Origin of the sequence: Pararcticibacter amylolyticus, from assembly GCF_003130405.1 — a bacterium.
In the GTDB taxonomy this organism is placed as follows: Bacteria; Bacteroidota; Bacteroidia; order Sphingobacteriales; family Sphingobacteriaceae; genus Arcticibacter; species Arcticibacter amylolyticus.
Window position 1 is genome coordinate 36,087 of sequence record NZ_QEAS01000027.1, and the last position, 20,195, is coordinate 56,281.

The window sequence follows — 20,195 nt, forward strand, 5'->3', positions numbered from 1 at the left end:
CCCCTGCCGGCCGGGCATGTTTTGAGAAACCAGTTAATCAACCCTCCGGAAATCGATATCAGATATGCTGATGCCACCTGTTCCCAGGTTTCCACCACCGCTTCTGATTACCAGGTAGACCGTTCCGCTTGTGCTGAACTTCACAATGTTGCTGCTTCCTGAGCACTTAATAGTTGAAAGCATCCCATTAAAAGGTGTATTGCCGCATCCGGACCAGGTGTTGAGCCCCATCCGGTTGCCTCCGTCGTTATACTCAGCTCCCTGTGAGGGAACCGTTGCACCCACGTATACTTCAAGCCAGGTATCGGCAGCCCCGCTGCCAGCCACTCTCATATCAATCTTATAATTCTTGTTGGCTTTTACCTGGATAGGCTGGAATACTCCGGCATGGCCCCAGCTTCCCCCTTCTGCCAGGATACTTCCATTGGAATTGACCGTAAAGGTAACGCCTGCAGAGATATTTAACACCTGCCAGGCCGAATGAACAAGGAGGTTGGTTGGCGGAACAACCTCATCCAGTAAAGAATCTACGTCGAAGTAAACGACTGTCCTGCCTTTTGCCGGATCGACAGCAAACTGGGATGGATTGGCCAGCTTCAGCCCGATTGCGGCCTTTTTGCCCGAATACTGATTAAGCTGAGCAATCTTGATCCTGGGCAGAGCATTGCCGGTTATGACGTTTCCAAGTTTGGAAAGCGATACCTTCGTTTCAAGGGTATAATCATTGGCGGTCAGAGCCACTGTATTTGCAGGAAGTTTACCCGACTGCATTAAATCCGTAACGGCGCTGTTATCTGTCTGTACATCCACGGTGAATGTGCCCAGGTTGGCAGAGCCTTCACGTTCTACCGCTACAGGGAGATCTACAGTGCCCGCTGTGCGGTTGACTGTATATCCCGCTGAGAGCAGATTGATCTTGCCGTTGTTCGATGCAGACGAAGGGAAGCCTACCAGTCCTGCAACAGAACTGACGTTGAAGTAAAGGACCACTTTATTCATACTTTCATTAATAGAATAGCGTGATGTGCCGGCTATTTTCAGCCCTACGGCTACATTCTTGCCTGCATATTGTCCCAGGCTCTCAATTTTAACCTTCAGCACTGCATTCCCTTTCATCATATCATGTTCTACCATGAGAGTATCTTTTGGTGCAAGGGTGAATGCACCGGCATCCAGTACGACAGTATTGGCTGGCAGATCTCCCGATTGAATCAGCGGGGAAACAGCACTGTTGTCTACTGCTATATCAACTGTGAAGGGTTCTGAGCCTGCCTGGCCACCGCGAAAAACCGGTACCGGGAAATTGGCTGTTCTGGCAGCAACATCTATTTCCATCTTTGTATCCTGGATACCATTGATAACGCCCTTGTCTTCCCCGTTAAGGAAATAAACTTTGAACGGCTCATTTCCTGTTGCCTCAGCGCCTTCTATCGTTTCCTGTTTGCAGGCTGAACTGATCATCAGCAGACCGGCAAACAGTATGGATATGGAATATCTCTGAATTTTCATGTCTGTATTCATTTTATCGTGCTACTTATGTTACCATCCTGCATTTTGTGCCCATCCTGTCTTGTTGATCTCTGCCTGAGGGATCGGGTACCAGTTCATCTTTTCTTCAAAGATCCTGTCTTCCAGTTTTTTTACCGTGTAAGTAAATGTTACTGCGCTTCCGGAAGTACTCTTTGTGATATCGATCCGGTTAAGCGGGGCTTTAAAGTAGGTGGTACCTTTGTTCCAGCGGCGTACATCCCAGAAGCGATGGTTTTCGAAGCTCAGTTCGACGTTCCTCTCTCTTTCGATTGCAGCCTGGTTAAGCTGGGCGGCTGTCAGTGCCGGAACGCCGGCTCTTGTTCTTACCATGTTAATGGCCTGTAAAGCGGTCATCCCGAAATTTCCCGGGTCCGACTGAGCCCCGTAGGCATTAAACATGGCTTCAGCGTAATTTAACAGAACTTCTCCATACCGGAAGTAAATCCAGTTATGATCGGAAGTGGTGTTGGTTACCAGGTTCAGTGCAGAATTGCTCCATTTAGCCAGGTAGTAGCCGGTCTTAGTGGCATTCAGCCTGGGAAGCCCGCTGTTTCCGCCATAGAATGTTTCTATCGTGGTGGATTGATAGGACGAGTTATTGGTGATGACAGTAGCCGCCAGCCTGGGGTCCCTGTTTGCGTATGGATTAGCTGTATGGGCAGGATTGTTCCAATTGAACGGAACAGAGCCGGTCACCGTGCCTGCACCATCCTTCTCGAGTACTTCGAATGCATCCACAAAATTCTGGGAAGGCGTGACACTGCGTCCGTTACTGTTTTCAAACACGATAGGGAAATTGTTCTTTTCAATCCAGTTCAGGGCGCCATACCTTCTGTAGAAGATCAGCTCGGCGGTGCCGGCATTGTCTTTACTGAATACCTTCGTATACGAAGCATCGAGGCTGTACCTGGCAAGCTGGATCACCTCATTGGCTGCACTTGCCGCCTGTGCCCAGGTTATGCTGGATCCGTTGGCCTTGTAAAGGGGACTTGCGCCGTACAACAGTACCCTGGCTTTCAGTGCCCGGATGGCCCCGTGTCTCACCCTTCCGTCTTCATACCAGGAGGCAGTAAGATTTGCCGGGATAATGGCGGCAGCCTTATCGCACAATGAGGCAATATATTTCAGGGATTCATCCAGCGAGCTTCTTTGAACGTTTTTCCAGGTTGCTGCATCTTCCGGATCAAGCGGTTCCTCCAGAAGGGGTACTCCTCCGTATCTTTTCACCAGTTCGAAGTAAAAGAATGCCTTGAGGAAAAGCGCTTCACCTTCCATGTACTTTACATTATCACGGGCATTGAAGTAGTTCGAAGAGTCGACTCCCACGACACCGTTCTTGATGTAGGCGATATCAATTTTTTCCTTGTTTTTAAGAAAAAGGTTCGCATTCCTGATCCCATTAAAGTTAATGTTCCACCTGCCATCAGGATTGGTATACTGGTTCCATATCCCCAGGTTAAACGCCTGCGATATAGCGTCGACACTGGTGCTCTCCGCATTATCTGTAGCGGCTTCCATATCTAAATTTGCGAAACCGTCGGGGAGATAACTATAGATATTCCAGAGAGCGGTCTGTGCATATGGATAATTCCTGTATAGCTGTTCCACTGATATGTTGGCGTCAATCTTTCTGACATCTAAATAGTCATCCTTACAGGCACACAAAGCCGAAGCTAATGTCAACAAGGAGATTATTATATAATGATTTCTTTTCATTGTCTATGCTGTTACAGATTATTATTAAAACCGCGCTTTCATTCCGAAGGTCACCGCCTTCATCAGCGGATAACCCATTGACAAACGTTCTGCTTCCAGGTCCTCCAGCTTATCCCATGTAAACAGGTTGGTGCCGTTTACGAAGATCCTGACATTGTCGAGCCTTTTAACCGAGCTGATCTTCGGTAAGGTATATCCCAGTTCGATGCTCCTCAGTTTAAAGAAATTCCCATTGCGCAGCCAGAAGTCGGACTGCTGATCATTGTTTTTATTGCTGAGAGTGGACAACCTCGGGTAGTCAGCTGTTCCGGCATTCTCCGGTGTCCAGTTGTTGAGCGAGAAAGCCGTCATGTTGTTATTGTTTACGAACGGGTGGCTATAGATGTAAGCATCGCTCAGCAAACTTACTGTACGGTTGAGCACTCCCTGCATGTAGGCATCGAAGTCGAATCCCTTAAATTTGAATCCAAGATTAAAGCCTAATGTTACTTCAGGCAGCCTGGCGTAATCAAAGGGTACCATGTCATAGTCATTGATCACTCCATTATTATCCTGATCTTTAAATTTCAGGTCTCCGGGCTTTACGGTTGCATAGGATGATACCACAATGCCCTGTTTTAAAGCTCCGTTTGCATCAAAATCACTTTCCTGGTAAAACCCATCGGACGCGAGGCCCTTAAACTGGTCGAGTCTATATCCCCTGGTGTATAAACGATCAAAGGGCTGGGCTTCTTCCGATCGTTTGGTGATCTCATTGCGGGCAAATGCTGCGGAGCCTCTCAGGTAGTACTTGAAATTATGATCGTTGTTGTCGAACGAAAGGGATGCTTCGAATCCTTTGTTCTTTACTTCCCCTGTATTCAGATACTGAAGCGAGAACCCGGTAAAGGCCGGGATATCAGCGCTGGGGATTTCGAGAATGCCCGATCGCTTTTCGCTGAACACATCGATGTTGGCTGTCAGCCTCTTAAATAATTGCAGGTCGAGTCCGATGTTCAGTGTCGTTTTTTCTTCCCATGTTGCAGCCGGATTGGCAATGGCTCCCTCTTTTCTGCCGTCTCTGTATGAATTGCCGGTGCCGAGTATCCAGCCGCCGCCGCCTGTAGCCCATTGCTGATACAGGAAGCGCAGGTCTTCATTCGTGTTGCCGACTTTCCCGTAGGTGGCCCGGAGCTTCAGATAATTAACCGCTTTGCTTTTATCGAAGAAATCTTCGTTGGACAACACCCAGCCGAGGCCTGCTGCCGGAAAGAAACCATACCGTTTGCCGGGGGCGAAGTCTGTCGACCCGATATACGAGCCAACGAAATCAAACAGATACGTCTTTTTATAGTCGTAAGACACATTTCCCGATAATCCCTGGTTTCGAAGCTCATAGACCACCCCGTTTTTCGAGTAGTTCTGCCGCTTTGCCAAAATGCTTCCCGACCAGGTGTTATTGCCAAAAGTCCTGCTGTATTCAAGTCCTACCTGGCCGGTCGTCCTGTTCCAGTGACTGGTTTCGCCCTCATTGATATTTTCACTGATAGTACCCCTCTGGATGTAGATTACCTCGCCGCTGCCGTTTAGAAGAGGTTCATCATTTGCTCCCTTGCTGATCTCGTATGCCGGCTGGCCGAACTGCTTTTGGTAGAACCCTACATACTGGTTGCTGAATGAAAGCCCTCCTTTTAGTGCCAGACCTTTTGTGATAGCATCCAGTTTTTCTGTAAAGGAGACGTTGGTCTGCAGGTTCCGGGTATGGGAGTTCCAGATCCCGAAGCGCTGCAGCCGCTGCACCGGGTTAAAGTTATAAGCTGAACTGGTACCCCAGGACCCGTTTGGATTACGAACAGGGAAGGCTGCTGCCGGGATCTTCAGCAAATTGTCAAACAGCTCAGTAGCTGTAAAACCGGCAGGAGTATTCTTATCTTCTGTGATAGCCGAGATATTGGCAGTGATCGAAAGGCTTTTGCTTAGCTGCAGATCAACATTGCCCCTCAGATTGATCTTGTTGTAACGTGCGTTTGTACCAAAGTCTTTATCAATGGCGTCTGCATTCTTATACAGGCCGGTAAAGTCGGTATAATTCATCAGGACGAAGTACCTTGTTTTTGGACTTCCGCCCCTGAATGAAACGTTATAGTCCTGGATTTTTGAGGTGTTTTTCAGGGTTTCCTTATACCAGTCTACATTTGGATGAAAAGGATCGTCGGTCGCTTTATACAGTTCGGGGTTGGTATATTTCAGAGGCAGCCCATCATTGGCCAGCGCTTTGTTATAATTGCTTGTAAAGTCGAAAGCATTCACCGCAGAAGGCAGTTCAATCGCACTTTGTATCCCGTAACGGGCATTAGCCGAAATCCGGACTTTCTCATTATTGCCCGATATTGTTTTAATCCAGAGCACACCTGCGCCACCCTGCAGTCCGAACGGAGCGAGGGCGATGGCATCTTTAAGGAGGGTGACGGATTCGATCTCATAGGCCGACAATGAACTGATTGCATTCATGTCCACCTCGTATCCGTCGAGGTAAATAAGCACTTTATTCCCGGTAATATTCCAGCTGCTTTGTCCCCTTAAATAGAGGGTCGGGTTGTCATAGCCGGGTTCTCCTGAGCCTGTCATAACTGTGAGTCCTGGGATCCTTCCCTGGAGAGTGTTCAGGAGGTTTCCTGCCATCATTCTCTGGATCTCTTCACCGGTTAATGTGAAACTTGCACCTGTTCTGTATTTCACAACAGAAACAGAAGTGGTATCGGAGCCAGGCTGAGCCCGGGCGGCGAGAAAGCAGAAGAATGAAAAAATACAGGCAAAAAGTTTGATATATTCTTTTCTTATATGTTTCATTTGAATAAATATTGATCCATGTACCCCCGAAACAAGGTGTCAGTGAGTACACTTAGTTTATAAATGATTACCAGCCCGGGTTTTGTCCATTCCATGAGACTCCGTCTCCCAGATATTTCTTGCTGACTTCAGAAGAAACGAAGGGGAGGTAGTAGTACTTAACCGGAAATACCTGCGTCATGAAAGGAACTATTGTCCACGATCTCTTCAGGCTGCCGTCGGCACCTTTTCTGGCGGTGGTAGCGATACCCCTTAGCTCGGTGTTCAAGACCGTATGTGCCTTCAGCCATCTGAGAAGGTCGTTGTAACGATGTCCTTCGTAGGCGAGTTCAATGGTCCTTTCGTTTTGAACAGCAGCCTGGAATCCCTGGTAGTCCAGTCCTGATTTATCGGGCATGCCGGCTCTGCTTCTTATTTCATTCAAATACTTGTAGGCATCAGTATTCGGCCCGTTGTTGTATTCATTCAGAGCTTCTGCGTAACTTAAATAGAATTCAGCCAGGCGGAATACCGGCCATGCAAAATGATTCCAGTTTCCATTATCCACCCTTGCCACAAACTTGTAAACATCTAATGCATATCCATCGGGGCCCACATCACTTTTGGAGAGTGCGCCTTCGGGGAAACCATCACCCGCTTTGTAGAAGGGGATTGTCCCGTATTTACCCCCGCTGGCAGATCTGAAAAACATTCCGTCATAGGCAACTGTCTGGTAAAAGCGCGGATCGAGGTTGAAGTTGCGGATATCTACGGGAAGGTCGTTCCCTGAAGAAGGGAGCGTGAATTTGGTGCCGTCCCTTTTTTCATAGAGCTGCATAAATTCTATCGGCATATTGTTTTTTGCTCCCCATTCCCAGGCGCCTACTTTGGATGAAAGAAACTTTCCCCAGGCAGTCAGATTTTCGCCCCAGTCGTCGCCGTTCTGATTGCGGGTGCTCACTAATATCAATTCTTTATTGGCATATACATTCCAGACCGCTTCATAATCACCAAGCCCGGCGTAGTTGTCGGTTCCGATATCTGTCTGTGCTTTGCCTGTATTATAAATTCCAACTCCCGCAGCAGAGGCGTTCTGAATAACATCCCATGCAGCTTCATAGGCTTTTTTCCACCTTTCCTTATCATAGCCTGGATAGCAGAGCACAGTATCTCTCTGATCGCCGAACCTTGCAGCCGATATAACGGATTTCAGATTGTCGGGCGTGTTGTAAAGGGGACTTGCAGCATACAGCAGGATACGCGATTTGAGCGCAAGAGCAGCCAGCCTGGTGATCATTCCATAATCAGAGCTGGGGCGGGTAACAGGCAACAGGCCTGCAGCCTGATCGCACCATTTTACAACACTGTCTACTACCGACTGAACAGAGCTTCTGCGAATATTGATATTGCCATCGCCGGCTAACGCATTCGGCAGAATGGGAATGCCGCCATAATGCCGGAACAGTTCATAATGTTGTAAGGCCCTGCAAAAGATGGCCTGACCTTTTACGTCGTCTTTCCATCCCTGGTCGGCATCCACTACCATATCAATATTCTTCAGCACCAGGTTTGCCTGCCTGATCCCTTTGTAGTGCCAGCCGAAGGCTCCGCCGGTTACGGCGGCGTCGCGGCCAGCCCCCCAGCCATAGTCGACATTGCTGTTCGCTCCCATATTTCCCTTTTTAAAACTTGGCGCGTTAATACCGGCGTTAGTCCAGTCATATCCGGGAGTGATAATGTAGAGGGCATCGGTGAGGATCTCCGGTCTCGCGAGGTCTGTCGACCCCTGCGGAAGGTAGCTTCTTACACACCATGAGTACATTCGTGCCACAGCAAACCGTGCCTGGTCTTTGGTATGAAATATGGTGTCGACAGTAACGGCACCACCTTTGGGTTTCTGCAGGAAATCCTTTGTACAGCTGGTTGCCATGATCAAAAGCAGCAAGCCTGCAAAAAGCGAAATATTTAAGTTTGATCTCTTCTCCATAACAATATCAGGTTAGAAATTAATATTGAGCCCGAGGTTATAAGTCCTTGTCAGGGGATATCCTATGTAGGCCAGGTTCTCCGGGTCTCCCCATATTTCGTTCGGAGACCAGGTAGTCAGATTGTTCCCGTTGGCATATATTCGTGCCGAACGGATGCCTATGCGCTGAAGGAATTCTGGTTTTACCGTATAGCCAATTTCGAGGTTCTTTAACCTCATGTAAGATGTATTCTTCAGGAAGTATGTGTTTTCTGCACCCGTGTGGTCATACGCCGCCAGTGGAAAGTAGATCTTTTCTCCGTTGTTATAACGTTCCTGGGTGAAACGGTGAAGGTCTACTTCAAATAGTGATTCCTGCTTGTTGAAATGCCGCTGGCTCATCGCGAATTTGGCGACTCCGCCAACGCCCTGCAGCAGGGTGGAAAAATCAAATCCTTTCCAGTTAAATCCGAAGGCAATCCCGTAAGTGATCTTAGGTATCGTAGTATTTCCGGTCCGGATGTAGTCCTTTTCGTTTACAACGCCATCTTCATTTACATCTTTCAGCCGTACCTCTCCAGGTTGAACGGCAACCCCTCCGTAACCCAGATCCTTTTGATAAACCGGAAGTCCCTGCCCGTTTGTATAAGGCTGTCCGTCTTTATTGAGAGCCCTTACCGGCTCTGCCAGAACCGGGTCGCCGTTTGTATCTATATTATAAAGATCGGCCCATGAGGTATATAAACCGTCAGCCTGGAGATAGAGCCCCTGGCCGATCGGCCTTCCTGTTTCCGCCTGGTATTCCAGTCCGTCTGATATAGCCTCATCCCTGAAAATGATCTTATTCTCATTATTGGCAATATTGCCCTTTATCCAGTAGTCAAATTTTCCAGCCCTGCTTCTGAAGTTCACTTCCAGTTCGTTCCCCCAGTTCTTTACTTCTCCCAGGTTATAAGGGGGAAGAGTTGCCTGTACGATGGCGGGTACTGTACCCCGGTAAGACAGGATGTCGACACGTTTTTCGGAAAAGTGGTCGTATGTGACCGAGAGCTTGTCTTTGAGAAAGTGTGCCTCAAATCCAATATTGGCCTTGGTGGCGGTTTCCCATGTGACATTAGGATTTCCTAATGTCCCTTCCTGTGATCCTTTAACATTATTACGGTCGCTGATGGTTCCGAATGTGTAGTCCATGTAAGGGTAGCCGGTACCCCCGTAAGTCCATACGTCAGGCAGGTAAAGGTAGCGTGCGCCACCGATGTTGTCATTTCCGACTTTTCCGAGTGAGCCTCTGAACTTTAAATAGGTGACGAGGTCGTTCTTAGGAAAGAAGCTTTCGTTGGAAGCAACCCAGCCCAGGGAATAAGCAGGTAAGAGGCCAAACCGCTTTCCTTCGGGAAAGTTCTCCGAACCGTTATATCCCATGTTAAATTCGGCGAGGTAGCGGCTTTTGTATCCGTAAGTAAAGCGGGTAGCCAGTCCGGTGTACGATTTCGGCAAATGATACGCCAGACCAGGATCATAGAATCTTTCGAGGTTATAGAGGAATAATCCGGAAACGGCATGGTTTCCAAAAGACCTGTTATAGTTTAAAGAAAACTCACCGTATATTTTCCGCCATTTTCCGTTGTGCCAGGGCGACCATCTTTCGGGAGGTGTTTCTTCCCGTAACTGTGAGAATACCGGATCGAGCACATCCCCGTTGGGGTTAGGACTGATCCCGTAATATACGGGGTTATATCTGCCGCCTGTCCGGCTTGAGAAATAACTGTCGTAAGCCCCTCTTGCATTAACAGAAAGCCCGTTAGTTATAAAATCGAGCTTGTGTGAGAGCTTCACGGAAGAATTTAAAGTACTGTTGTCTGTCAGATTATAATCTGTTGCATTGGCAATCTCATATAAAGGGTTGAGGGATGCCTGGGGATTGGAGTATGGAACCACGAACTTGCCGTCGATGATCCCGGCGGAGGACATTGGGTTGGACCACAGGATCCTTTTTTCCCAAATGAAACCGTCGTTGCTCATTCCGCTGATGTTGACGAACTGGGTTCCCACATCCACGGAGATCCTGAAGTTTTTATTGACATCAAAGTCAAAGTTCCCCCTCACATTATAGCGTTTCTTTCTGAAGTCCATTTCATCAGAAAACTTCATGTAATCTGTTTTAAACAAGCCTCCCTGGGTGAGATACCCCAGGGACACGAAGTATTTAAGGGCTTCAGTACCGCCGGAGATATTGGCATTCACCTGGCTTTGCGGTGCGAAATTTTTAAAGATCTGGTCTGTCCAGTTTACGTCGGGGTAGAAGTAGGGATTATAGTAAGGGTTTTTTTCGCCGCTTGAGAGGGTGGGAGTGTGCGCGTTCTTATAGAACAACAACTGTTCAGGAGTGTAATATAAACTCGCCTCTTTTACCCAGTTAGCCTCTCTTTTTATGAGGAAATCATTCCAGGTCTTTATATCAGCGTCCTTTGCATGATTCACCCAGTAAAGCTGAAAACTCTTTTCATTCTGAAGGCTTGCGTATTCATAGGAATTTACAAATTTTGGCTCTCTTGTAAATTCGGAAACTGCTGTCTGAGAGGATACTGCGATCTTAGGTTCCCCTTGCTGCCCGCGTTTGGTCGTGATCAGTATTACTCCGTTTGCACCCCGCACGCCATATACGGCAGTTGCAGATGCGTCTTTAAGCATACTGACAGACTCAATTTCATTAGCGTCAATTTCGTTGTAGCTTGTTCTGGCAACCCCGTCGACCATAATTAACGGTGAGGTTTGATCGGTATACGTCCCGATGCCCCGGATATACAGTGTCGACTTATCGTCGCCCGGCTTGCCGCTCGTTTGAATAGCCGTTAGTCCGGATAATCTTCCTGCAAGGGCGTTGCTGATATTCGCGACGGGAGACTGAACGAGGTCCTTCGTTCCGATGGTCGATATTGCAGCAGTAACAGATTCCTTTTTTTGCTGGCCGTAGCCTACGATTACGACTTCATCGACGCTGAACGACTGGCTCTTGAGCACGACATTGATTTCGGAACGACCGTTGACAGCGATTTCACGGGTTTGCATCCCGATGAAAGTGATCACCAGGGTCGCATTCGAGGGTACATTTGTCAGGGTGAAATTCCCGTTCACGTCTGTCGAAGTTCCCCTTCCTGCACCTTTGATGGTAACTGAAGCACCGGGTAGGGCTTCTCCGTTCTCATCTGATACCTTCCCCCGTACCCGGCTTTGCATCAGGGGTAGGGAAGATGCTGTGCGGCTTTTAATGACCACGGATTCACTCTCATTAAATAAGAATTCAAATTTTTCCGGGTCGAAGCATTTTTCAAGAACGTCCTTCAGTTGTTCGTTCTTTACCTTTAGTGTCACGGGCTTCAGCTTTTCCAGTAACGCTGCGTCTGCTATAAAGCTGTAGCCGGTTTTCCGGGTGAGCTGGTAGAGCACATCTTTCACCTGCGCATTGGAGACACTAATGCTAACCTTTTGTGCAAAGCTGGCTGCTGTGGTTTGCAGGATGCCCACCACAATTAAGATAGCAGTAAGTTTCATAGCTATTAAGTATTTTTTAAGACAGTACCTCCCTGCCCCGCAAGATCTTGCAGAATATTTTTTATACATTTGAAATGGGTTAATGAAGTTTTATGCTTAATTAGTTTTGTTATCCCGGCAATTATGAAATAATTGCCCGTTCAGGAGTGCTGCCAACACTCCTGAATTTTCGTTCCTTTCAAATAGACTTAGTAATTAGCTGTTACGATAATCCTCCTTTCTTTTCCGTTCGTACCTTCTTCTGTTCTAAAGCGCGCTTTTCCAATTTGCTCTATATTTTTCAGTAAATTGTTTAAACCCTTGCTCCTGTGGTGAGTACCTGTGAAGCGGATGTCATCAACATTGCCTTCGTATACGACGTCTATATTATACCAATGCGAGAGGCGGTTCATGATGCTTTTCAATGATTCGTTATTGAAAAGGAAGAGCCCGTCTTTCCAGTCCATCGTTTCCTCTATACTTACCTGGTTCACATATATCCGGCTCTCTCCTGAAATGCTGCGAGCCTGCTGTCCGGGAGAGAGGATGACCGGCTTCCCGGCGCCGGGATCTGTGTTATTGCTCACCCTGACCTTACCCTCCAAAAGTGTTGTTTTTACGAAGTTTTCATCCCTGTAAGCATTTACATTGAAATGAGTACCCAGAACCTCGATCTTTTGCCCTGCTGACTCTACAATGAAGGGATGACGGCTGTCGCCCGCTACTTCAAAATATCCTTCTCCTTCCAGTTCTACCGTCCTGCTGTCGCGGTTGAATTCTACAGGATAACGGAGCCTGCTTTCAGCATTCAGCCAAACTTTTGTACCGTCGGAAAGGGTGATCTGGTATTGCCCGCCCGCAGGGGTGGAAAGAGTGGCAGTCTGGCTGGCAGCTGCCTGGTCTGATGCCCCGGCGGTAGTGCCGTCGTTGTACACAAATTTATTACCAGTTACGACAATCCCGTTCTTTTCAGACTTTAAGGTGATCGTCCGGCCGCCTGCAAGTGTCAGAACGGCTTTGTTCACTCCCGGAAGAATATCCTTTGTGATCTTGGCATGCACTTCTTTTTCCGTATTCCCGCTTTCGCGGTTCCTGATCAGGAAAGAAATACTCAGAGCGAGAAGTACAGTGGCTGCGGCTATAAGCGGGATCCGGAGTTTAAGCGGAAGTCCCTTTTTCCGGGGCGCCGATACAATCTGACCGAATATCCTGTCAGACCGGTCACTCTTCATATCAACTAGTTCCCCGGGTTGTATCTCTGTCCAGCTTTCATCCAGCAGATCATGAAATATTGTTTCATGATCCTGGTCGGTAAGAGCATCTTTCAGTTCCTGAAACTCCTCTTCCGAACAGTTGTTATCCAGGTATTTTTTATATAGATATCGAATGCGGTCTTTTGTCATTGGTTAATTGGTCGGCTATCAATCTGCAATCCTTCTGCGTTCTTTCTTATTAAAGATGCTTGAGAAAAAAGAAAGGAGTAGTGCGATGAAATTTTTTTTTATGCCAACCAGTGTTTATTTTTATTTACCGGGATTTGCAAAAGAGAATCGAATAATTATGTTTGTATTTTTATTTGTTCGCCGGGAAAGGATGGCGGTATAAATAGAACCTGAATTATAAACCTGAGAAATTAACGGAAATGCATTAATCAGATTGGCTGTTTAGCCGTCGAATTGCGGTATTGGTCATGACTGTTGTTTCGTTAAGGCGTCCAGGGTTAGAAAGATGTTAATGAACTCGGCAGATATACACAAGATCGATGAAAAGTTGCTGGCTGAAAGGATAGCTGCGAGAGATGAGCAGGCTTTCAGGTGGCTTTATGACCGTTACCGAAAGAAGATCTATACATACGCTTTAAGGATCCTCAAATTCGAAGACAGGGCGGAAGACGTTGTGCATGAAGTGTTCCTGAGTATATGGCAGCACGATCATTTAGAGCAGATCGACAATCTGGAGAGCTACCTTCATGTGGTAGCCCGTAACAGTACGCTTCGCCTGCTGAGAAGACAGCAACTGGAAATGAAAGCCAGCCGCGAACTCGCGCTTAACTGGAAGGAAACTCATGACGAAACCGAACAGACTATCATTACCCACGATGCTCAGAAACTGCTTCAGAGAGCTATTGACTTTTTGCCGCCCCAGCAAAGAACCGTTTTCCGTCTCTGCCGGGAGGAAGGTTTGAAATATAAAGAGGTGGCAGAACGGATGTCCATATCACAGCTGACTGTTAAGACCCACATGCAACAGGCATTGCGGTCTTTAAGGCTGAGCCTTCAGAAGCATAATGATCTGGCTGTCGTTTTTATGTTATTAAACATATTCTTCAAAAGATAATTTCAACCAAACTACTCCTGTTCCCTTTTTCATGGATCTATACTAGTAAGTCCCGCAAAATTGCAGGACGTGAACAACCATGAAACGAACCTGGCACCGCCTGTGTGCAATACAGTTTATTCTTTTTGCAGTGAGCATACAAACGGTACGACCGCAGTCTGCAGTTCCCGAGGTCGCGATTTTATCCAACCAGGTAGTTTATAATTCGTCAGGACCTAAGCTGGCGGTGCTGAAAAGTTCAACTCCGCTTCCTGAAGGTCTGGAAATTCAGCTGAAAGAAGCGAAACATTCGCAGACAGTCTTTACAACCAGATCAGGGAAGGCAGAAGAGGTGTCCGGCTGGGAGAAAGGCATCTGGTATAGCAGGGGGGATTTTTCAGGATTTTCCGGAGAAGGCGAATTTCAACTGGAAATACAGTACCGGGGATCTGTTTCCCGCTCACATGTTTTTCGGATAGAAAGGAATGGCCTTGCATGTGTGGCCTTACCTGCTATTGTGAGTTTCTTTCATCATCAGAGAGCCGATTCAAAGGAAGAACTTGAAGCGGATAAGAAGGTGCTTCTTTTTGGAAGTACCAGGACCGTCGACCTGAGGGGAGGATGGTGTGATGCTTCGGGTGATGTGAGCAAGTACTTCTCTCATCTTGCCTATACCAATTTTATGCTTCCTCAGCAGATTCCCATGGTCACCTGGGCGATGGTCAACACTGCCGAACGCATTCCATCCCTTCTTGAGCAAACCGGAACAAAGGATGCTTTGGCTACTGAAGCTGTTTATGGTGCAGATTATATCATGCGTTCTCTCTCCCCCGAAGGCTATTTCTATATGACGGTGTTCAGCTATTTTAACCCGGATCCGGGCGCGAGGAGGGTAGTCGGACTTCTTGCCGACAGCAAAACGACTTCCGACTACCAGTGTGCATATCGCGAAGGAGGAGGGATGGCCATTGCCGCCCTTGCCCGCGTCTCAGGCTGGAAAATGGATGGCGAATTCTCTCACAAACAATATCTGGCAGCTGCAGAACGGGCTTTTGCTCACCTGCAGCAGTTCAGCCTAAAGTATGCAGATGACGGAAAGGACAATATTATTGACGATTATTGCGCGCTAATGGCATCTTCCGAATTGTGGATGGCTACAGGTAAGCCCGTTTACAGGGATGAGGCCAGAAAGAGGGCCGGCAACCTTTGCGGCCGTCTTTCAGATAAAGGATATTTTATAGCCAATGATGCAGACCGCCCTTTCTGGCATGCGGCAGATGCCGGATTACCCCTTATTGCTCTTGCGCGGTACCTGGATAAGGAAACCGACCCGGGACTACGGGAGAGAGCACTCCTGACCATCCGGAAATCTCTGGATTACAACCTCGTAATCACACAGGCTGTGACAAACCCGTTCGGTTATCCACGTCAGAGCTTTTTGTTCAGGGGAAAGGTGCAGGACGCATTCTTCATTCCTCACGAAAACGAAAGCGGCTGGTGGTGGCAGGGTGAAGATGCCAGGCTGGGTTCTCTTGCCGCAGCCGTATTAACAGGGGGCCGTCTGGTTTATCCGGATGCCGGTACAGCTTCCGGGGTAAAGCCTGAACTTGAACAGTTTGCCGGGAACCTGGTCTCCTGGATACTGGGATGCAATCCCTACGATATGTGCATGATGTATGGATATGGCCGCAACAATGTACCCTATATGAAATCCATGTACGGGCATGGATCCGGAAAGGGAGGCATTTCTAATGGTATCACGGGAAAGGATGGAATGCCGGACGGGTCGGGGATCGACTTCAAGGTGGAAGATAACGGGAACGAGTGGCGCTGGAGTGAACAGTGGATTCCCCATACGGCATGGTTCCTTCAGGCGGTAACGGCCTTTTCTACACATTAAGTGAACGATAAGCTCATAAGAAATGAAGATGCAACTCAATCCTGTTCTTTTCTTTAGAATCAGCATGGTGACAGTCATGATGCTGATCACGATTCCTGTATGTTACGCTCAAAAACCCTCCTTTAAGGCACTGGTCCTTACAGAGCGGGGCGGCCTGCATGAGGGATTTGTAGCGGCGTCACTCAGGTGGCTTGATTCTCTCGCTGAAAAGCATAATTTTAAGCTGACTGTGATTAACAGTACGGAGCCTGTTGACGATGCTTATTTGTCAAACTACCAGGTTTTTATACAGCTAAACTATCCTCCTTATAATTGGACTGACAAAGCTAAAGCGGCATTCGAAAAGTACATCAGCGAAGGCAGGGGAGGCTGGGTTGGTTTTCACCATGCCACATTGCTTGGTGAATTCGACGGATTTGCGATGTGGGACTGGTTTTCTGAGTTCATGGGAAGGATCCGGTTTAAGAATTATATAGCCGCAAAAGCAAGCGGGACTGTTCACAAAGAAGATAGCAAACATCCGGTAATGAAGGGACTCCCTCCTTCTTTCGTAATCCCGGACGATGAATGGTATACCTTCGATAAAAATCCGCGGCCTAATGTTCACGTGCTAGCCACCGTAGACGAATCAAGTTACCAGCCAGCCTCAGATATTAAAATGGGGGACCATCCTGTAATATGGACCAACCCTAAGATGAAAGCCCGCAATGTATATTTCCTTATGGGCCACGACGCTAAACTGCTTGGCTCAAAAGAGTTTAAAACAATGTTTACCAATGCTCTCTTGTGGGCTTCCAGGAATTAAGCTGCAGGTATATTTTTATATTCAATTGTCACCACTTAACTAATTAATTTTATCCATGAATTCAAAGCGATCAATTCTCCTTGCCGTAACGGTTTTTCTCCTGGTACTTATTCAGTCATCTTCGCTGCATGCTCAGTTTCCCCGGTTTAAAGTCCTGGCATTTTACAACCCGCACGTAGAGCCGGCTCATACAGACTTTTCCAGGGATGCCATTAAATTTTTTAAAGAACTGACTATCGGGAATGGTTTTGTTTTCGATACGACGAGCACGATGAACGACCTGAATGAGACAAAGTTGAAGGATTATCAACTGGTGATGATGCTGAACGACTTTCCTCACTCGGACGCCCAGCGCAAGGCATTTGAGAACTATATGGAGAACGGCGGAGGCTGGTACGGGTTTCACGTGGCTGCTTATAACGATCGCACCACTAACTGGCCCTGGTTTGTCAAATTCCTGGGCGGAGGAGTCTTTTACAGGAATAACTGGCCTCCTATGCCGGCAAAAGTAGTGGTCGACGGTAAAGATCATCCCGTTACAAAGGGGCTGCCGGGTACTTTTATTGCTCCTGTTAATGAATGGTATCAGTGGAAACCCAGTCCCCGTGAAAATAAAGACGTAAAGGTTTTGGTTTCACTGTCTCCTGAGAATTATCCTTTCGGACTTAAGGATATTATCCCTGACGGGGATGTTCCGGTGGTGTGGACGAATACCAAATACCGGATGGTATATCTGAATATGGGACACGGACCCTATATATTCTCAGATGCAACCCAGAACAAGCTGATCATAGCCGCATTACGCTGGGTGATCGCGACCGACAAGCGGGGAAATGTTTTTGGCGATTAGGATGTTAGAAAAATACAGGTAAATGGAAAGTTTTTACCTGTATTTGATAGTCGTAAGAGTATAATTTTGTTTTTGTAATCAACGCATACGAAAATGAAAGCAATCGTCTTAGAAAATCCCGGAGCTGCCGGTCAGCTGGAGTACCGTGAAGTAGCGGTCCCAACAATATCAGAAAATGAAGTTTTAGTCCGTGTAAAGGCTATCAGCATCAATCCTGTAGATGCAAAAACCAGGTCGGGGCACGGTGTATACGGACGAATAAAGGACCAGTCCCCCTTGATTATCGGCTGGGACATTGCAGGGATAGTGACCGGAACAGGCCCCGGGGTGACCAGGTTTAAAGCCGGCGACGAGGTTTTCGGCATGGTCAACTTTCCCGGTCACGGTCAGGCATATGCCGAATTCGCTGCAGCCCCGGAATCCCATCTGGCATTGAAGCCCGCAAATATATCCTTTGAACAGGCCGCCGCGTCTACACTGGCAGCCCTTACAGCCTGGCAGGCATTTACAAAGCAAGGTAAACTGGAAAAAGGACAAAAAGTACTGATCCATGCCGCTGCCGGTGGAGTCGGCCATTTTGCCGTACAGCTTGCCCGTTATCTGGGAGCCTATGTAGTAGGTACTTCTTCCGCAGCTAACCGGGACTTCGTCATCACCCTCGGTGCCGACGCTCATATTGACTATACCAGACAGGATCTCAAAGATGTCATTCAGGATGCCGACTTTGTCCTTGATACCATAGGAGGCGACAATATCGACCGTTCCCTCGACGTCGTAAAACCCGGCGGAACCCTGATCAGCATTCCCTCCGGCCTCAACGAGCACGTGACAGAAAAGGCCAAAGCCAAGGGCGTAAACGGCTTTTTCTTCCTGGTTTCTTCAAACGGCGAGGATATGGAACAGGTTGCCCGGCTGCTTGAGGAAGGAATCATCCGCCCCTACGTTTCCCGAATCTATGAATTTGACGAGATGAAGGCAGCCCATGAGCACCAGGAAACAGGAAGAGTGAGAGGAAAGCTTGTGGTGAGGGGAGTTTAAAGTTAAGAGTTTAGGGCAGAAGTATGGGCAATGAATTGGGGTTGACTGGAAGTTAATTAGGACTAGTATTTATAACTGAATTAATGAAATATTCAGGCGGGACAACTGGTAAAGATGGAATTGCTAATTTCTGAAATTTTTTATCGCTGGAGATGAAGTAATCCAACTTATTTGCAAGTGCTGAATAATACTGTAGAGCGTCTTCGATGTCGTCAATCTTTGAATTGAGTGCCATAATCGTCATGTCATGCGAAATATCAATGACGCGTATGTCTGTTAACAAGGTCAGCAACAATTCTTTTGTTTTTTTGCTACCATAAGCTTTTGTTAGCCAATAGCCTACAATATGGATGATCGCTGGTGTGACGTAGGCAACAATCCTTCCCTCAACGGCCAGTGCTACGACTTTTCTTGAAACGGAATAGTTTTCTCTTTTTAACAGAAAGTCAAGCAGAATATTAGCATCAAGAAATGCTTTAAGCGCCATATTTTTCAGCCTGGTCTTCGTAAAAAGCATTTTTTAAATCGATATTCACATCGAATGAAGAGGCAGGCAGGTCGTCTACCATCTCAAAAATGTTTTTCTGTTTTTCAGGTTTGGACAAGCTTTTAAAATATCGCTCTACTAATTCTGAGATGCTGATCTTTTTACTTTCAGCATAGGACTTTACCCGTGCCAATACAGATTCATCTATTGTTAGATTCAATCGCGTCTTCATATAAACAAATATACGTATAAAAATAAATTATACATCTGTTGTTGGATCTGAAGTGCTTCACAGAATGAACAGCGTTTCTATTAACGCTTTACGGGAAGCTAACAACTAATCGCCAACAGCTAAAAGCCATTTGTTCTCCTCATTCCCCTATACTCCTTCGGACTCCGCCCTGCCTGTTTCCTGAAGAACCTGTTGAAGTGACTTTCGTCGGTGAAGTTAAACTCACCAGCGATCTCGCGGATGCGTTTATCACTAAACTCGAGGCGGTGGCAAATGAGCTTCAGCTTATAGTCCGATACGTATTGCCGAATTGTACTGCCAGTGTGTGTTTTGAAATAAGTGCCGAGATAGGCGGTGGACATATTGAAGTGTTTGCACAGCTGTTTAGTCCGCAGCTTTGCAGGTTGATAGATATTCGCCTGGAGATAGTGGAGGATGTCCAGCGCCTTTTCTTCCGTGTATTCGGATATCTCTACCTGCTGATATTTGGAAATGTTGCGGGCTACTATAATGATCAGGGTATTGACCAACTGTTTGATTAGCTCCTGACTATAGATATCGTTACCGGAGTGCTCTCGTATTATCGCTTCAATGACCGGTGCTGCCAGCAGTTTATCCGTTTGGTTTCTGAGAATGCAGCCAGGCCTGTGATTAGCATTCTGAAGAATGAATTCCAGCCGCCGGATGTTTTCCTGCGGTAGGCCTCCGCTCTTCAGGTAGAAGTTGCTGAACCTCAGGAAAAAGAAAGTCGTTGTAGTTTGTACCTCAAAAGAATGGCAGTCATCGGGAGTGATCAGGAACATATGCCCTTCATGGTAATTGAACTGATTTTTATTGATACACTGCAGCCCTGTGCCGGAAACGATATATACCAGTTCAAAGAAGGTATGCTGATGTGCTTCTTTAGGACATTCGTCTATCGTTTTATACGTAATAGAGTAGGGTTCAAAAAGATTCTCCCGGATCATATTCAAATATACAGGTTATGGAATATTTTTACGTTTTAAGAAGGTTGT

14 protein-coding genes are annotated in these 20,195 nt (G+C 47.1%); 5 read left to right on the forward strand and 9 right to left on the reverse strand.

Going from position 1 to position 20,195, the window contains the following annotated elements; translation table 11 throughout:
• Window positions 1-33 precede the first annotated feature (33 nt).
• The 6 genes from DDR33_RS22850 to DDR33_RS22875 all read right to left on the reverse strand — a co-directional run bounded on the left by DDR33_RS22850 (window position 34) and on the right by DDR33_RS22875 (window position 12,954).
• Window positions 34-1,509 carry a DUF1735 domain-containing protein gene (locus tag DDR33_RS22850; protein WP_158280839.1) on the reverse strand — a complete coding sequence of 492 codons (1,476 nt, stop codon included), beginning with the start codon at window positions 1,507-1,509 and terminating at the stop codon, window positions 34-36.
• A gap of 30 nt (window positions 1,510-1,539) precedes the next feature.
• A complete protein-coding gene (locus DDR33_RS22855; protein WP_109418126.1) occupies window positions 1,540-3,246 on the reverse strand; it encodes a RagB/SusD family nutrient uptake outer membrane protein in 1,707 nt (568 codons plus the stop codon).
• A 24-nt stretch (window positions 3,247-3,270) separates the two neighbouring features.
• Window positions 3,271-6,075: a SusC/RagA family TonB-linked outer membrane protein gene (locus DDR33_RS22860; protein WP_238387914.1), complete on the reverse strand. Its 2,805-nt coding sequence runs from the start codon at window positions 6,073-6,075 to the stop codon at window positions 3,271-3,273.
• A 67-nt stretch (window positions 6,076-6,142) separates the two neighbouring features.
• Window positions 6,143-8,041: a RagB/SusD family nutrient uptake outer membrane protein gene (locus tag DDR33_RS22865; protein WP_109418127.1), complete on the reverse strand. Its 1,899-nt coding sequence runs from the start codon at window positions 8,039-8,041 to the stop codon at window positions 6,143-6,145.
• A gap of 12 nt (window positions 8,042-8,053) precedes the next feature.
• Window positions 8,054-11,572, reverse strand: coding sequence for a SusC/RagA family TonB-linked outer membrane protein (locus tag DDR33_RS22870; RefSeq protein WP_238387915.1), 3,519 nt, complete (start codon window positions 11,570-11,572; stop codon window positions 8,054-8,056).
• Window positions 11,573-11,760: 188 nt separating this feature from the next.
• Window positions 11,761-12,954 (reverse strand): FecR family protein, encoded by a 1,194-nt coding sequence (locus tag DDR33_RS22875; RefSeq protein ID WP_109418129.1) that lies wholly within the window; start codon window positions 12,952-12,954, stop codon window positions 11,761-11,763.
• A 331-nt stretch (window positions 12,955-13,285) separates the two neighbouring features.
• Between DDR33_RS22875 and DDR33_RS22885 the strand changes: the two genes are divergently transcribed.
• From DDR33_RS22885 to DDR33_RS22905, 5 genes are all read left to right on the forward strand, one after another.
• Entirely contained in the window at window positions 13,286-13,888 is a 603-nt protein-coding gene (locus tag DDR33_RS22885) for an RNA polymerase sigma-70 factor (RefSeq protein ID WP_158280840.1), read from the forward strand.
• 79 nt (window positions 13,889-13,967) lie between these two features.
• Window positions 13,968-15,767 carry a glycoside hydrolase family 9 protein gene (locus DDR33_RS22890; protein ID WP_109418132.1) on the forward strand — a complete coding sequence of 600 codons (1,800 nt, stop codon included), beginning with the start codon at window positions 13,968-13,970 and terminating at the stop codon, window positions 15,765-15,767.
• A gap of 22 nt (window positions 15,768-15,789) precedes the next feature.
• Window positions 15,790-16,572, forward strand: coding sequence for a ThuA domain-containing protein (locus DDR33_RS22895; RefSeq protein WP_109418133.1), 783 nt, complete (start codon window positions 15,790-15,792; stop codon window positions 16,570-16,572).
• A 55-nt stretch (window positions 16,573-16,627) separates the two neighbouring features.
• Window positions 16,628-17,422: a ThuA domain-containing protein gene (locus DDR33_RS22900; protein WP_109418134.1), complete on the forward strand. Its 795-nt coding sequence runs from the start codon at window positions 16,628-16,630 to the stop codon at window positions 17,420-17,422.
• A 93-nt stretch (window positions 17,423-17,515) separates the two neighbouring features.
• Window positions 17,516-18,460, forward strand: a complete 945-nt coding sequence (locus DDR33_RS22905; protein ID WP_109418135.1) for an NADP-dependent oxidoreductase — start codon at window positions 17,516-17,518, stop codon at window positions 18,458-18,460.
• Window positions 18,461-18,512: 52 nt separating this feature from the next.
• Here DDR33_RS22905 and DDR33_RS22910 read toward each other — a convergent pair whose 3' ends face one another.
• From DDR33_RS22910 to DDR33_RS22920, 3 genes are all read right to left on the reverse strand, one after another.
• Window positions 18,513-18,947, reverse strand: a complete 435-nt coding sequence (locus DDR33_RS22910; protein ID WP_158280841.1) for a type II toxin-antitoxin system VapC family toxin — start codon at window positions 18,945-18,947, stop codon at window positions 18,513-18,515.
• Complete coding sequence (locus DDR33_RS22915; RefSeq protein WP_109418137.1) at window positions 18,937-19,179, reverse strand: DUF6364 family protein; 243 nt, start codon at window positions 19,177-19,179, stop codon at window positions 18,937-18,939. The genes DDR33_RS22910 and DDR33_RS22915 overlap by 11 nt, the downstream gene beginning before the upstream one ends.
• Window positions 19,180-19,298: 119 nt before the next feature.
• A complete protein-coding gene (locus DDR33_RS22920; protein ID WP_109418138.1) occupies window positions 19,299-20,147 on the reverse strand; it encodes a helix-turn-helix domain-containing protein in 849 nt (282 codons plus the stop codon).
• Window positions 20,148-20,195 lie beyond the last annotated feature (48 nt).

Excerpts from the sequence above, each read along its gene's own strand:
- DDR33_RS22910 (WP_158280841.1), bottom strand. The coding sequence starts at position 18,947 with ATGGCGCTTAAAGCATTTCTTGATGCTAATATTCTGCTTGACTTTCTG.
- DDR33_RS22915 (WP_109418137.1), bottom strand. The coding sequence starts at position 19,179 with ATGAAGACGCGATTGAATCTAACAATAGATGAATCTGTATTGGCACGG.
- DDR33_RS22870 (WP_238387915.1), bottom strand. The coding sequence starts at position 11,572 with ATGAAACTTACTGCTATCTTAATTGTGGTGGGCATCCTGCAAACCACA.
- DDR33_RS22905 (WP_109418135.1), top strand. The coding sequence starts at position 17,516 with ATGAAAGCAATCGTCTTAGAAAATCCCGGAGCTGCCGGTCAGCTGGAG.
- DDR33_RS22850 (WP_158280839.1), bottom strand. The coding sequence starts at position 1,509 with ATGAAAATTCAGAGATATTCCATATCCATACTGTTTGCCGGTCTGCTG.
- DDR33_RS22920 (WP_109418138.1), bottom strand. The coding sequence starts at position 20,147 with ATGATCCGGGAGAATCTTTTTGAACCCTACTCTATTACGTATAAAACG.
- DDR33_RS22890 (WP_109418132.1), top strand. The coding sequence starts at position 13,968 with ATGAAACGAACCTGGCACCGCCTGTGTGCAATACAGTTTATTCTTTTT.
- DDR33_RS22900 (WP_109418134.1), top strand. The coding sequence starts at position 16,628 with ATGAATTCAAAGCGATCAATTCTCCTTGCCGTAACGGTTTTTCTCCTG.
- DDR33_RS22875 (WP_109418129.1), bottom strand. The coding sequence starts at position 12,954 with ATGACAAAAGACCGCATTCGATATCTATATAAAAAATACCTGGATAAC.
- DDR33_RS22885 (WP_158280840.1), top strand. The coding sequence starts at position 13,286 with ATGAACTCGGCAGATATACACAAGATCGATGAAAAGTTGCTGGCTGAA.
- DDR33_RS22855 (WP_109418126.1), bottom strand. The coding sequence starts at position 3,246 with ATGAAAAGAAATCATTATATAATAATCTCCTTGTTGACATTAGCTTCG.
- DDR33_RS22865 (WP_109418127.1), bottom strand. The coding sequence starts at position 8,041 with ATGGAGAAGAGATCAAACTTAAATATTTCGCTTTTTGCAGGCTTGCTG.
- DDR33_RS22895 (WP_109418133.1), top strand. The coding sequence starts at position 15,790 with ATGAAGATGCAACTCAATCCTGTTCTTTTCTTTAGAATCAGCATGGTG.
- DDR33_RS22860 (WP_238387914.1), bottom strand. The coding sequence starts at position 6,075 with ATGAAACATATAAGAAAAGAATATATCAAACTTTTTGCCTGTATTTTT.